The sequence below is a fragment of the Bacillus sp. JJ1521 genome (assembly GCF_036965165.1).
Classification (GTDB): domain Bacteria; phylum Bacillota; class Bacilli; order Bacillales; family Bacillaceae_L; genus Ferdinandcohnia.
In genome coordinates this window covers 1,880-15,837 of sequence record NZ_JBALOX010000001.1, presented here as the reverse complement: position 1 = coordinate 15,837, position 13,958 = coordinate 1,880, and the positions used below count along the sequence as shown (strand labels likewise).

The window sequence follows — 13,958 nt, the reverse complement described above, 5'->3', positions numbered from 1 at the left end:
CCTCAGACCGTTAAATCATTTTCTGATTTTATATTGATCGCTTCTTGTAAAAGCCTTTGGAGAACAGCAGCGAATACTGCGATTACCATTGAAGCAAAGATAGGGACCATTCCAACAATGATGAGACCTGGTGCATCGTCTAGCTCAGCTACCATATACACGAACGGCAAAATAATCGCATACAAAACACTGATTACGATTGCACAGAATTTGATATTCTTTAAAGCCACAACCGAAATTTGCGAAAAAGCTTGGTTCTTGTCAATATAGCTCAAAAGCTTAAATGCCTGATACAACGCAACGAAAAACGGTATCACGGATATAAACATTCCTATTACAACGGGATATAGTATATGGTCATAGTCTGGATTTACTGGGTTTTTAACTAGCTCAAATAACACAAATATACATAAAGCAAGAACTGGAATCCCCATAAGAAAAACCGCTAATTTTAAAAAGAGTGTTGACCCTCGTTTCATAAAAAAGCACCTCACTAAATTATTTTCATATTGATTCTAATATAAAATTTATCGTTTTGCAATAAAATATTATTGTATATTGTAAAAATATTGTTGGCATATTTTGCAAATAGCATTCATCATCATTGCAGAGAAAAGCATTTCTCCGCAAATTATTTGCCTATCTATCCGGACTTTAAACTCTGTCTGCATTTTACTGGGCCTTTTGTAAATAATAAGATTGTTAATTTTTTATTGAGGAGGGTCTGTATGCCACAAAAACAACCTAATAAGAATAATGCTCAAACGAATGTTACAGGAACTAACCCGCAAAAGGTGAAACAAGAGATTCAAACGGATGTCAGCCAAGGCCAAGGTGCCATGACTTCCCGTGAGGCTGGAGCAATGCGCGATTGAAAAACCACTTTGAGTGGTTTTTCATTTTTTGTTTGGAAAGCATGTGCAATATAGTAAAAGGTAATCGTCTTAATGACCTGTACGTTCTAACTTTTGGGTATTTTAGGAAAAAAACACATAAAAAAGGAGTATGAATTCTTCAAGAAATTCATACTCCTTTATATATTTATCCTACATTTTTTATAAGCCTAACACTTAATTGATCAAGCATATCCTTTGTCATTGTTTCAAGATTATATTGCGTCTTAAAACCCCATTCTTCCTTTGCTGCCGTAGCATCAATTGAATTTGGCCAACTTTCGGCGATGGCTTGCCGGACTGGGTCCACCTCGTATTTCATCGCAAACTCAGGAATATGCTTTTTGATTTCTGACGCAATTTCCTCTGGCGCAAAGCTCATTGCCGTGACATTAAAGGCATTTCGATGCTTCAGGTTGCACTCCTCTGCCTCCATCAAATCAATAATGGCTTGGAGCGCATCAGGCATATACATCATATCCATATATGTTCCTTCTGCAATATAAGAGGTGTAACGTTTATTTTTAAGAGCCTCATAATAAATTTCCACAGCATAATCTGTCGTACCACCACCTGGTGGGGTCACATACGAAATCAATCCAGGGAAACGAAGTCCTCTTGTATCCACACAATATTTATGATTGTAATAATCACAGAGCAACTCACCCGAAACTTTGTTCACTCCATACATCGTGGTGGGGCGCTGAATGGTGTCCTGCGGCGTTCCGTCCTTTGGCGTGGAAGGACCAAATGCTCCAATAGAGCTTGGCGTGAAAAATTGACAGCGCAGTTCACGGGCAACCTCTAATGCATTGACAAGTCCACCCATATTTAAATTCCAAGCTAAGAGTGGTTTTGCCTCTGCCGTTGCAGATAGCAATGCCGCTAAATGAATTAGCGTATCAGCATCGTATTTTCTTGCAATGTCATACATCGCTTTGCCATCTGTTACATCTAAAAGCTCAAACGGACCTGACTGGACAATCTCACAATCCGTTTTTCGGATATCTGTCGCAACAACATGATCAGCACCATAAACCTTGCGAAGCTTTGTGACTAACTCTGACCCAATTTGGCCAAGAGCCCCGGTTACTACGATTTTCTCCATTATTCATTCCCCCGAATTGGTTAAATAATGTTCATTTCCTTACCTACTTTTTCATAAATCGCCACTGCATGATCGAGCATTTCCTTCGTATGAGCAGCAGTTGGCATATTGCGCACCCTTCCTGTTCCTTGAGGGACAGTTGGGAATACGATTGACTTCGCGTAGACGCCTTCTTCAGTTAATCTTTTACTAAATTCCTGTGTTTTTACTTCTTCCCCAACAATAACAGGTGTAATTGGAGTTTCACTATGGCCAATATCAAAGCCGCGTTCCTTTAACTGTTGCTTGAAGTAGTTAGCATTGTCCCAAAGCTTATCGTGGAGCTCTGTACTATTCATTAGAATTTCGATTGCTTTCGTTGCAGCAACAGCATCAGCTGGTGTCACAGCTGTAGAGAATAAGAATGGTCTACTTCGAACCTTTAACCAGTCAATAAGCTCCTTCTTACCTGCTACATAACCACCAACTACACCAATAGCTTTTGAAAGGGTTCCAATTTGGAAATCAACCTTGTCGGAAAGACCGAAATGTTTAACCGTACCCGCACCTTTTCCTAATACACCTGAACCGTGTGCATCGTCTACATATGTAATCAGGTCAAATTCTTCTGCAATTTGTACGATTTCAGGAAGTTTTGCAATGTCACCATCCATAGAAAAAACGCCATCAGTGATGACCATAACCTTGTTATATAAGCCAGATTCAGTTGCTTCTTTCGCCTTTTTACGCAAATCATCCATATCGGAGTGGTTGACACGAATGATTTTTGCCTTTGAAAGACGGCATCCATCAATAATTGAAGCATGATTGAGCTCATCAGATAGAATCGCATCATTTTTATCCATAACAGCTGAAATTGCTGCCATATTACAGTTAAATCCAGATTGGTATGAAATAGCTGCTTCTGTGTGTTTAAACTCCGCAAGTCTTTCTTCTAGTTTTATGTGAAGATCAAGTGTCCCATTGATGGTTCGGACCGCACCTGCACCAACCCCATACGTATCAATTGCTTCTTTTGCAACTTCCTTTAGACGTTCATCTGTTGCTAAGCCTAAGTAGTTATTCGAAGAAAGGTTAATCAGTTCTTTCCCATTGATTTTAATGATAGGTCCGTTTGCACTTTGAAGAGGGTCGATCACATTATAGAGACCTTTCTTCTTTAAATCCGCCAAATTTTCATGTAAAAATGAGTCCAACACCTTCGACATTAGAATCCTCCTTTGTATGTTTACAAAATACAAGTGTATTTACTAGAAATACAAATTCGATTTCACAAAACCTTTTATATCAACATTTATACTACATACTTTACCACACTATTCTTCAAATGTTTATACCCAGTGGACACTTTTTCTTATTATTAATATATTATTTGTTAGTTTGGGATTTGTGATTCAAATTTGAGGTATTCTTATAGATCGTTCCGACCCAAACAAAAAAACAGAGACCTTACTATCCCACATCATTGAGACAGCAGACCTCTGTGTTTGCACTAATTTACATTGTAGATATTTCGGAGGCTAAACCCACCCCAACTTCACTTAACCCTCAAGCCAATTTATCCTAAACTTATCTCCACCACTTATACACGCCAATAACGGCAAGTCTTCATCAATTACTCTTCCGACAACATTTACTTTTGTATCTGTTGGTAGAGTACGTTTTGTAATTTGGATTTCTCCTTGATATCTGCCATAATCACAGTTATCTACAGTAATTGATCCCATTAAACGTTCAACAGTGTTTTCCGGCTTTACAGGGAAATCCCCTATTAGTCCATATAATCTTGATTCTGCAGCTCTAATCACATCTCTTGCAGCATCTTGCCTATTGGACAGAATACGATTCATTTTCTCTATTACTTTTTTATAAGTTGTAACGCTTTTCGCCCTAAGTTCAATCACACCTTCTTGGAAGCTTTCAAATTGTTGCTTTGACCATTCACTTATAGTCGGGTCACCGATTAGGATTTTATCTACAGAAGGATTTTTCAGAAAATCGAGATATGCCGCAAAGGTCGATAAGTCTCTATGATCCTCAATGGTTGGCAGCCCTTTGAAAAGCGGCCCTCTTTTTTCACCATCACCTGGAATAAACGCCATTACCTTGATCCCTTCAGCTTTTAGCCATTGATTCCTAAGATTGAATTCCTCATTATCCAAACCTGTTTCAGGACGCGGATAAAAATTATGCCAAGCCTCAACAGATGCTAGCTGAAGCCCGTATTCTGTTAATTTGTGTATGTTTTCCTTCGTAAGAGTACTTGCATTTATCGCTATCTTCATTTTTCTTGAAAGATTTGCGATCACTTCATCAGAAATTCCATAATCGACCCTTAAACCAGATAAACCCCAATCTTGTAAGTGCTCTGCGTTTTCCCATGTGTATCCCAAATAGTGTAGTGACTTTGGGGAAATATCAGCAAACAATTCCATATTATATTTTCTTGCTATTGAACCAAGCGCTTTTAATCGGTCTGTATAAAGACTAGGATCGTCCTCCGGAATATGAAGAGATGTAAAAATACTTTTAAAACCGATTTGACTCATTTTCTGCATATATAACTCTTTTTGTTCCGATAATTCTTCGTTTAAATAAATAGATATTCCTAGCATTTGTCTTCTCCTTTCGACCATCCTTAATCGTGTAAATCTACTCAGAATTTAAAAAGGGGGAGAATTGATACTCTCCCCCACAATTGTTTCACTATATCTATGACACTATCAATTCTTAAAAGCTATCATCCATTTCCTTTTTGTATCCAAAGAAGTAAGTGAATAAGAAACCAGATGTATAAGTGATTAATAATCCTAAGAAGTAGATCAAGTATTTATTATCAACGATTAACGGAATCAACGGTATACCAGACACTCCAATTCCACCTGCCGCTGTGTGCATAACTGCTTGGAATGCACCACCGACCGCAGCACCTAAACAAGCTGTAATGAACGGACGACCCAATGGTAACGTTACACCGTATAATAAAGGTTCACCAATTCCTAAGAAACCTGTAGGAAGACCACCTTTGATTACGTTTTTAATGCGTTTATTTTTTGTTTTTACTAAAATCGCGATAGAAGCACCGACTTGACCTGCACCAGCCATAGCTAAAATCGGTAGTAATGCAGTTGATCCAACTGTGTTAATTAACTCCATATGAATTGGTGTTAAACCGTGGTGAAGACCTAACATAACTAGCGGTAGGAAGAAGCCTGCCAATAATCCGCCAGCTACCACTCCTCCAACATCTAAAACAACATGAATTCCACTTGTAATAAGATCTGAAAGTAGTCCTGCCAAAGGTTGAACAGCTGCAATCGTTAAAATACCTACTGTTAAAACGGTTAATAATGGCGTGATAATAATGTCGACTGTATTTGGAACAAACTTTCTGTACCTTCTCTCGAAAAATACCATTAACCAAGCGGCAAACATTGCTCCAAACAAGCCGCCCCGTCCTGGAATTAAGTTTTGTCCAAATAGAACAATATCTGCTAAACCAGGGTGCATCGTAATGATACCAGCGATAGCACCTAGTACTGGAGTACCGCCAAATTCTTTAGCTGTATTCCAACCAACAACGATTGCCAAATATCCGAAAATACTTCCACCTAGAATCGTTAAAATTTGCATCCAAGTTAAAGTTGGATCAACACCCGCGTTTTTAGCAAAACCAGCGATCCCGTTAATAATACCTGATGCAACAAGTCCTGGAATAAGCGGTATGAAAATGCTTCCAATTTTTCTTAACAAATTTTTAACTGGCGTGTTATTTTTCTTTTTAAGATCATTTTTTTTCATACTGACAACGTCATCATCATTGGCATCAATTGCTTCACCCATCTTAATACCTGTAATTCGAGTAATGTGATCAGAAACTTTATTTACAGTACCTGGTCCAACTACAATTTGTAGTGTGTCATCCTCAATGACTCCCATGACACCATCTAGTTCTTTTAATCCTTTAATATCGGCCTTGTCGTCATCCTTTAAATTAATTCGAACTCTTGTCATACAATGAGTGAAGGATCCGATATTTTCTTCGCCACCAATGCGTTCCAATATACCTCTTGCCAGTAATTCTTCCTTCTTCATCGTTACTCCCCCTATCTTTTTTGGCACTATCTATTTTGTATGTCTAATAAAGCCTTTTGATGTTTCCAATCTGACTAACGCTTCTTCATATGAACATTTTAATAAAATCATGACAATGGCAGGTTTCACTTGTTGATTCGCTTCTTCGAAATACGTTTGTGCAGTATCATAATCAACACCAGTTGCTTCTATTATGATTTTTTTCGCACGTTCTACTAACTTATTGTTTGTTGGTTGGACATCCACCATTAGGTTTTCATATACTTTTCCAATTCCAATCATGGATGCTGTTGTAATCATATTCAACACAAGTTTTTGTCCTGTTCCAGCCTTTAATCGAGTTGAACCGGTTACAATTTCTGGACCTGTTACGACTTCGATTGCTATATCTGCGATTTTGCCTATTTCTGAATCTCTATTATTGCTAATGCTCGCAGTGGCAGCACCGACTTGTTTCGCATAATTTAGGGCACCTATGACATACGGAGTTCTTCCGCTGGCTGCTATCCCAACCACTACATCCTTTTCAGTTAAAGAAATAGCTTTTAGGTCTTCACTTCCTAAAATTTCATTATCCTCCGCACCCTCAATTGCATTTGTAATCGCTTTCTCCCCACCTGCAATAATACCACGTACTAATTTAGGGTCTACCCCAAAGGTCGGCGGACATTCTGAAGCATCTAATATTCCAAGACGACCACTTGTCCCTGCACCTACATAAATTAATCTGCCACCATTTCTAAATGCTTCAATCGTAAGTTTGACTACGCTTTCAATATTGTCAATTTCTTTTTTAATAGCTAACGGAACCTTTGAATCCTCTTCATTCATCAATATTAAGATTTCTTTAATGGACTTTTTATCCAAATCCATGCTATTAGGGTTTCTCAATTCTGTAGTTAATTTATCTAGCATTATCTCACCCTCTTTTATGAAATTTTACTTCTTGATTACATTATAACTTTTAGGAATTAAAAGTCAATATTGTTGTGTATAAACATGAAATTAAATTTCAAAAGCTTGTGAATAGGTTTATTTATTTCCCACTTAGCAAAGAAAGTTAAATAAAAAGCCCGCTTACCGTCGCAAGCGAACTACTTCATCCCTAGCCTCATGATATTGATTAATTACATTTTCTCCTTTTAAGTGGAAAACACTTAGATATAACGCGTCAATTATTGTAAGTTGCGTCATTCTAGATGGAATGCTGCCGATTCTATAATCATGCTCTACCTTTGGGGTACATAAGATAATATCCGCTTCTTTATATAGAGGCGATTTATCTATATTCGTAATCGCAATAACAGTTGCCCCTTTTGCTTTAGCAAACCTAGATAGGTCCAAGACATCCTTTGTTTTTCCTGACATACTAACAGCAATAAACACAGACCTAGCGTTTAAGTGCGGGATTGCTGACAGTAAAAAATGAAAATCATGATGATTGGTACATCGATAGCCAAGTTTTGTGAACTTATAATAACCATCTAAGGCCGCAATTGCAGATCCGCCTACCCCATAAAACATCAGTGTATCCGCATTGGCTAATACGTCTACTGCTTTTTCAAATTCCTTTCGATCTAGTGAAGACGGTGTTGCTTCAATAGCGGCCTTATTTACATATGCTACCTTTTGGAATAAGTCATACGGTTCATCTTTTTTATTCAATATATTAAAATCGGTCAAGTTCATATCTGTTAAGGTAATATCTTTTACAAGCTCTAGTTTAAAGGATTTGAAGCTCCCAATTCCAATAGACTTACAAAATCTTATGACAGTCGACTCGCCTACACCACTGTTCTTTGACAAGTCCTTAGTTGTCATATTTGGCACCAATTCGGGATTTTTCAAAATAAATTCGCCTATTTTCCTTTCTGCTTCTGGTAATCTATTCAAATGTTGCTCTATTCTTAACAGTAATGAACTCATCTAATTACTCCTCTAAAAATAAATTTTCGACTACTATATTTAATGAAATTAAATTTCATAATTCTCTCTCTTTATTATAGTCGATAAACATGGGTACGTAAAAACAAAAAAAGACCTTCCTGGTCTTTTTTGTTTTTTTAGAGAATTATTTGTCTTCCTTTGGATCCACTATTTTATCATGAATCTCTGCTTCAATTGCATCAACATGCTTTTCCTCGAGCTTTTGATGTGGGTGTGGGTGGAACCACTGAATTTCTCCCTCGTGCACAAATCCCTTGAATTCCTCCCCCTGCACTTGAAGTATGAATTGCTTACGTTCATACGTGCGGTCCTCAAAAGCTTGCATTATTTCAAAGTCTTTAATCCTACTGCTAATTCCGTGTTCCCTCATTGAATCATGGATAGCTCCTTCGATTGCTTCTACTTTTTCCTCACCAATCATTTGTTTTGGATGTGGATGAAGCCATTTGATTTCACCGTCATGCAGGTGCCCCTTGAACTCATCACCTTGGATTTTAAAGGTGAAGGCATGTCTTTGATGATGAACATGATCCACTAAAAGTGGTTCAACCTCAAAATTTTCGATTACAGTTTTTTCTTCATTGTTTTCCTTAGGCATTAGAATCCCCCTCATGTATTTACTACTAAAGTAATTTCCTAAGTATAGGATAATTATTCTTCATTTTCAAAGAGAGGGGACTTATGTTATTTAAATTTAATATTTCCGTAATGAACTCGGAACAGTCCCAAACCATTTTTGTGTTATTTTACTATGGCAGTTTGCGAAGATACGTTCAATAAGCTGTGTCGAGTTAGCGAGTACCCGAATACTAAATCCTGGCACCGCTAGCCTTGATAAACCGAAAGTAAAGTCAGATTCATTTCCTTTAATCATTTCATACAACTCGTCAAGTAGATGGTTACTAGTTTGATTGCCAATCACGATCATTGATCCTAGATGGGTATAACCTTCCATAAATCCTATATCCGTTAAGGATTGCTGTGAGGGGGTTAGTTTAATATGATCAAATACACAGAGTGTACCATCTATATAGATCTCATTCACTAATTGAATGGTAGTATAACTGAATTTATCCCCGCTCGGAGACCAGCCCGGGGTTATGATGTCTGTATAAAGAAAGGTAGCACCTGATTCAATATGAATCACATTTTTTTGCTTATAATGGGCATTTTCATAAGCGATTAATGGATCAGGGAGATATTCCAAATAACTCCCTTTCTTAAGTGAAATCTCTGTTTCCTGATAGACGTGGTCAGTTGGTGTTTTATATACTTTCGTTGCTCCTTGAGTCGTTAAGGTTACTTTAGCCCCTTCTTCTACTTCAATCTCCATCCGATAGCGGTCACCATCTAAATACCCGCCGCCCGGATTTAAGAGGTAGTAGCAGACCTTCCCTGAATCATCATGATACACAGGTCTCATTACTTTGAAGGCACCCTGAAAATAAACCCTTTTCGCAACAGTCTTCCCGTTTCTCTCTTCCAGATTCAAAGATAATTCACCTGTCCAAGCTGTCATCTTACTCTAATCCTTTTAATAATACATGTTGCTTAATCCAGTCAATAACTTCATCGAGTCCTTCTTCACTTTTTAAATTTGTAAAGACAAATGGTCGATCCCCTCGAAATACCCTTGTATCACTTGCCATTACTTCCAAGCTAGCACCGACATGAGGCGCAAGATCAGTCTTGTTAATAATAAACAAATCGGATTTAATCATACCTTGTCCACCTTTTCGAGGTATCTTCTCTCCTTGAGCCACATCAATGATGTAAATAGAGAAATCAACTAATTCCGGACTAAAAGTAGCTGCAAGATTGTCTCCGCCGCTCTCCACAAAAATAAGCTCGACATCAGGATGACGACTTATTAATTCATCAATCGCAGCAAAATTCATAGACGCGTCCTCGCGAATAGCTGTATGCGGACACCCTCCAGTTTCCACACCTATGATTCTATCTTCAGGAAGCACACCATTTTCCATAAGAAACTTAGCATCTTCCTTCGTATAAATGTCATTAGTGACAACTGCCATTTTTATTTCCCCTTCAAGACGACGGGTTAATTTTTCTACTAGCATTGTTTTACCTGCCCCAACAGGTCCTCCAACTCCAATTTTAACTGGTTCCATCACATAACTCTCCTTTATAAAAATTAATTACGACATAAAGATACGGACATTAACTCGTTCATGCTTCATTTGCGATAACTCAAGACCTGGAGATACAACTCCAAAATCCTCTTCCGGTAATTCCAGAACCTTTTCAACCGCCGTGGTTAATTCAGATTGAACATCATGAATAATTTGCTGCCCTGCAGTTTGACCAATAGGAATTGCACGCACTGCATTTTGAACAAGACTCGAAACTGTGGAATATAAATAATATAGGATGGCATTGGACTTCGATATTTCAAGTCCGAAAGCCACCATTGTAAAGACAATAGATGGGTGGGCATAAGCCTGCTTTTGCCTAATCTGTTCCCTGTACAGTGAGAGGGATGGCATGTCATATAAAGTTGTAGCCAGCTTAAGCATGCGATCGCCAATCATTTGTGTTCCTTCCCTCGTTTCCCGAGGCAAATTTTGGACGGTTATTTTGCGATCAAGCTCCCAGATTTTTTGAATATCCTCATTTTGTAATGCTTCATAAACGAAACGACATGAAAGCCCATCTGTATAGATGAGCTGCTCATGAACATACACTTGAAGCCACTTGTAAAAGGTTTTCTGATCCGTTACAAAGTTCTCTTGTATGTAAGTCTCTAAACCAAAGGAATGACTGAACGCCCCGGTCGGTAAATTAGAGTCACATAATTGAAATAAAGAGAGGATATTTTTATCCATGGCTATGACCGATATGCCTGAACGCTTGTTTTACCTTTCTGTCTTCCCGTTTATACGGTATTTCAAGCTGCTGCAACAGTTCTTCTATTAAATAATCATATTGAACAAGCATATTCTCTTCTTCAAATTGTGCTGGGAGATGTCGGTTACCCAACTGATGCGCAATCGTTCCCATTTCTTTCATATCTCTAGGGCTAATAACGAGTAAATCATCTGATAGTACATCAATGACAATCATATTTTTATCGTCCATATATAATACATCGCCCGCTTCTAGGTCGCGGATTTCTTTCAATCGAATCCCAATTTCTTTACCATGGTCGGTTTTGACCCTCTGAATTCTTTTTACCAAATGTGAGCTCTCTAAATACACTTTTTCGATATGGCGCTTTTCAATTTCACTGCGATCCATTTCGTCTAGATTCGTAATAATTTTTTCAATAATCAACCACATTCACCTCAAAATAGAAAATATCGCTGTCCCATTGGAACCACATCAACCGGTTCACATGTTAGCAGTTCTCCGTTTACCCTTACTTCATATGTCTGTGGATCAACCGTAATTTCCGGTGTTTCGGAATTCAATTTCATATCCTTCTTCGAAAGTGTGCGAATGCCGCCAACTGGAAGGATGATTTTTTCAAGACCAAGTCTTTCATGGACTCCTTCATCAAAAGCCGCCTGAGAAATAAAAGTAGCTGAGCTTTTCGACAAAGCTTTCCCATATTGCGCGTACATCGGACGGTAGATATACGGCTGTGGAGTAGGTATGGACGCATTGGCATCCCCCATCAAACCGGTCACAACAAGTCCATTCTTAATCACCATTTCCGGTTTTACACCGAAAAATTTCGGTGACCAAAGGACAAGGTCTGCCATCTTGCCCTCTTCAATCGACCCGACATGTTTGGAAATACCATGTGTAATAGCCGGGTTAATCGTATATTTAGCTATATAGCGTTTTGCCCTGTTATTGTCAGCGAACTTAGCATCACCTTGCATCGTCCCTCTTTGTTTTTTCATTTTATCGGCGACTTGCCAGGTACGTAAGATGACCTCACCTACACGCCCCATGGCCTGGGAGTCCGAACTGACCATACTGAAGACACCCATGTCTTGGAGAATGTCCTCCGCTGCAATCGTTTCCCTTCTGATTCTCGAATCCGCAAAAGCGATATCTTCAGGAACAGAAGGGTTTAAATGGTGACATACCATGACCATATCTAAGTGTTCATCAACAGTATTGACTGTGTATGGGAGTGTCGGGTTTGTTGATGAGGGTAAAATATTTGGGTATCCTGCTGATTTTATCAAGTCAGGCGCATGTCCCCCACCAGCCCCCTCAGTATGGTACATGTGAAGAACCCGATCTTTTACCGCCGCCATCGTATTTTCCATGAATCCACTTTCATTTAATGTATCAGCGTGAAGCGCCACTTGGATATCATATTCTTCTGCAACCCTTAGGGCATGGTCGAGAGATGAACCCGTCGCCCCCCAATCCTCATGAACCTTTAAGCCGATAACCCCAGCTTTTACTTGCTCCACTAATGGAGCCGAAGTAGCCGCATGTCCTTTGCCTGTAAATCCGATATTAATCGGAAGACCTTCTGCCGCTTGAAGCATGCGATGAATATTCCATTCACCTGGTGTCACAGTAGTAGCCTTTGATCCTGCAACAGGACCAGTTCCACCACCTATTAATGTCGTTGTACCAGCTGTTAGTGCCACATGGACCTGCTCTGGGTTAATGAAATGGACATGGGTATCAATTGCACCAGCTGTTACGATTAAGCCTTCACCCGCAATTATTTCTGTCGATGCACCAATAATAATATCCACGTTATCCATTACTAATGGATTGCCACTCTTCCCAATCTTATAAATCTTTCCATCTCGAAGGGCAAGGTCTGCTTTTACAATTCCTGTGTAATCAAGAATGACGACGTTTGTTATAACAGTATCAGCAACACCTTCGCCTCGTGTTGCAAGTGGATGCTGACCCATTCCATCCCGGATTACCTTGCCCCCGCCGAATACAACCTCTTCTCCATACGTCGTGTGATCCTTTTCAATTTGAATAAATAGATCCGTGTCTGCTAGACGAATGGAGTCTCCTGTTGTTGGTCCGAACATTTCTGCGTATTGTTTTCTAGACATTTTGAAACTCATTATTTACACCCGCCTTCTAGAGGTCCATCTACCTTATTATTGAAACCATATACCCTGCGTTCTCCAGCTAAACAAATGAGTTGAATCTCTTTCTCATCACCTGGCTCAAATCGAACAGCTGCACCAGCAGGGATGTTTAATCGTTTTCCATATGCCTCATCTCTTTTAAATTGAAGAGCTTCATTCACTTCAAAAAAATGAAAATGGGATCCTACTTGAATCGGACGGTCGCCTGTATTCGTAACAGAAATAGTATCGATCTCTCTTCCTTCATTACAAATAATCTCTTCTTCTTTTAAAATGTATTGACCTGGTATCATTATTGGGTTCCCTCCTTGTATGGTTTAGCGTATCGGGCTATGGACTGTGACTAATTTCGTTCCATCTGGAAAAGTCACTTCAACCTGAATGTCATCAATCATTTCGGGTATTCCCTCCATAACATCTTCGCGCGACAAGATCGTGGTACCGTACTCCATCAGTTCGGCTACAGTTTTTCCGTCTCTTGCCCCCTCAATTACTTCATATGTAATCAATGCGACAGCTTCCGGATAATTTAATTTTAAGCCTCTCTCCTTCCGACGCTTCGCAAGGTCCGCTGCTACAACAATCATAAGTTTGTCGATTTCTCGAGGTAACAAATGCATACCTTAAACCTCCCTATTTAATTTTTGAACATAAAAAATCCCAATTTGAGAATACAAGAAAAGAGCTAATTTAAAATCTTAGAAACTTCCTCTCTCATTTTTCCCATTGCAATGGAGTTTAAACTCCGGAAGAGCATTTTAATTCTCTTTAGTGCAGTAATGGGTTTTGGTACGTTAAAAATAATTCACCTCCTTTTAATGTAATAAAAAAAACAAACCATATTGATTTGAATTTTCTTTAACGATATGA

General features: G+C 38.8%; 16 protein-coding genes. 1 reads left to right on the top strand and 15 read right to left on the bottom strand.

Going from position 1 to position 13,958, the window contains the following annotated elements; genetic code table 11:
* Window positions 1-2: 2 nt before the first annotated feature.
* The gene (locus V7147_RS00085) at window positions 3-479 is read right to left on the bottom strand and encodes a DUF2975 domain-containing protein (RefSeq protein WP_335365825.1); all 477 of its coding nucleotides are present in this window, start codon (window positions 477-479) and stop codon (window positions 3-5) included.
* Between the two features lie 249 nt (window positions 480-728).
* Here V7147_RS00085 and V7147_RS00080 point away from each other — a divergent pair, with 249 nt between their 5' ends.
* Window positions 729-875 (top strand): hypothetical protein, encoded by a 147-nt coding sequence (locus V7147_RS00080; RefSeq protein ID WP_335365824.1) that lies wholly within the window; start codon window positions 729-731, stop codon window positions 873-875.
* A gap of 166 nt (window positions 876-1,041) precedes the next feature.
* Here V7147_RS00080 and V7147_RS00075 read toward each other — a convergent pair whose 3' ends face one another.
* From V7147_RS00075 to V7147_RS00010, 14 genes are all read right to left on the bottom strand, one after another.
* Window positions 1,042-2,001, bottom strand: a complete 960-nt coding sequence (locus V7147_RS00075) for an L-threonine 3-dehydrogenase (protein ID WP_335365823.1) — start codon at window positions 1,999-2,001, stop codon at window positions 1,042-1,044.
* Between the two features lie 20 nt (window positions 2,002-2,021).
* Window positions 2,022-3,209, bottom strand: a complete 1,188-nt coding sequence (locus tag V7147_RS00070) for a glycine C-acetyltransferase (protein ID WP_335365822.1) — start codon at window positions 3,207-3,209, stop codon at window positions 2,022-2,024.
* 333 nt (window positions 3,210-3,542) lie between these two features.
* A complete protein-coding gene (locus tag V7147_RS00065) occupies window positions 3,543-4,616 on the bottom strand; it encodes a DUF871 domain-containing protein (protein ID WP_335365821.1) in 1,074 nt (357 codons plus the stop codon).
* A 115-nt stretch (window positions 4,617-4,731) separates the two neighbouring features.
* Entirely contained in the window at window positions 4,732-6,096 is a 1,365-nt protein-coding gene (locus V7147_RS00060) for a PTS transporter subunit EIIC (protein WP_335365820.1), read from the bottom strand.
* A 30-nt stretch (window positions 6,097-6,126) separates the two neighbouring features.
* Window positions 6,127-7,011: an N-acetylmuramic acid 6-phosphate etherase gene (gene murQ, locus V7147_RS00055; protein ID WP_335365819.1), complete on the bottom strand. Its 885-nt coding sequence runs from the start codon at window positions 7,009-7,011 to the stop codon at window positions 6,127-6,129.
* 162 nt (window positions 7,012-7,173) lie between these two features.
* Window positions 7,174-8,022 carry a MurR/RpiR family transcriptional regulator gene (locus tag V7147_RS00050; RefSeq protein ID WP_335365818.1) on the bottom strand — a complete coding sequence of 283 codons (849 nt, stop codon included), beginning with the start codon at window positions 8,020-8,022 and terminating at the stop codon, window positions 7,174-7,176.
* A 145-nt stretch (window positions 8,023-8,167) separates the two neighbouring features.
* Complete coding sequence (locus V7147_RS00045; protein ID WP_335365817.1) at window positions 8,168-8,641, bottom strand: hypothetical protein; 474 nt, start codon at window positions 8,639-8,641, stop codon at window positions 8,168-8,170.
* Window positions 8,642-8,737: 96 nt separating this feature from the next.
* A complete protein-coding gene (locus tag V7147_RS00040) occupies window positions 8,738-9,562 on the bottom strand; it encodes an urease accessory protein UreD (RefSeq protein ID WP_335365816.1) in 825 nt (274 codons plus the stop codon).
* Between the two features lies 1 nt (window position 9,563).
* Window positions 9,564-10,175: an urease accessory protein UreG gene (gene ureG / locus V7147_RS00035; RefSeq protein ID WP_335365815.1), complete on the bottom strand. Its 612-nt coding sequence runs from the start codon at window positions 10,173-10,175 to the stop codon at window positions 9,564-9,566.
* 27 nt (window positions 10,176-10,202) lie between these two features.
* On the bottom strand, window positions 10,203-10,889 hold the full coding sequence (locus V7147_RS00030) for an urease accessory protein UreF (protein WP_335365814.1): 687 nt from the start codon (window positions 10,887-10,889) through the stop codon (window positions 10,203-10,205).
* Window positions 10,882-11,337 carry an urease accessory protein UreE gene (ureE, locus tag V7147_RS00025; RefSeq protein WP_335365813.1) on the bottom strand — a complete coding sequence of 152 codons (456 nt, stop codon included), beginning with the start codon at window positions 11,335-11,337 and terminating at the stop codon, window positions 10,882-10,884. The genes V7147_RS00030 and ureE overlap by 8 nt, the downstream gene beginning before the upstream one ends.
* An 11-nt stretch (window positions 11,338-11,348) precedes the next feature.
* Complete coding sequence (gene ureC / locus V7147_RS00020) at window positions 11,349-13,061, bottom strand: urease subunit alpha (RefSeq protein ID WP_335365812.1); 1,713 nt, start codon at window positions 13,059-13,061, stop codon at window positions 11,349-11,351.
* Complete coding sequence (locus V7147_RS00015; protein WP_335365811.1) at window positions 13,061-13,381, bottom strand: urease subunit beta; 321 nt, start codon at window positions 13,379-13,381, stop codon at window positions 13,061-13,063. Before V7147_RS00015 ends, ureC begins: the two co-directional genes overlap by 1 nt.
* A gap of 24 nt (window positions 13,382-13,405) precedes the next feature.
* The gene (locus V7147_RS00010; protein WP_304213675.1) at window positions 13,406-13,708 is read right to left on the bottom strand and encodes an urease subunit gamma; all 303 of its coding nucleotides are present in this window, start codon (window positions 13,706-13,708) and stop codon (window positions 13,406-13,408) included.
* Between the last annotated feature and the right edge of the window lie 250 nt (window positions 13,709-13,958).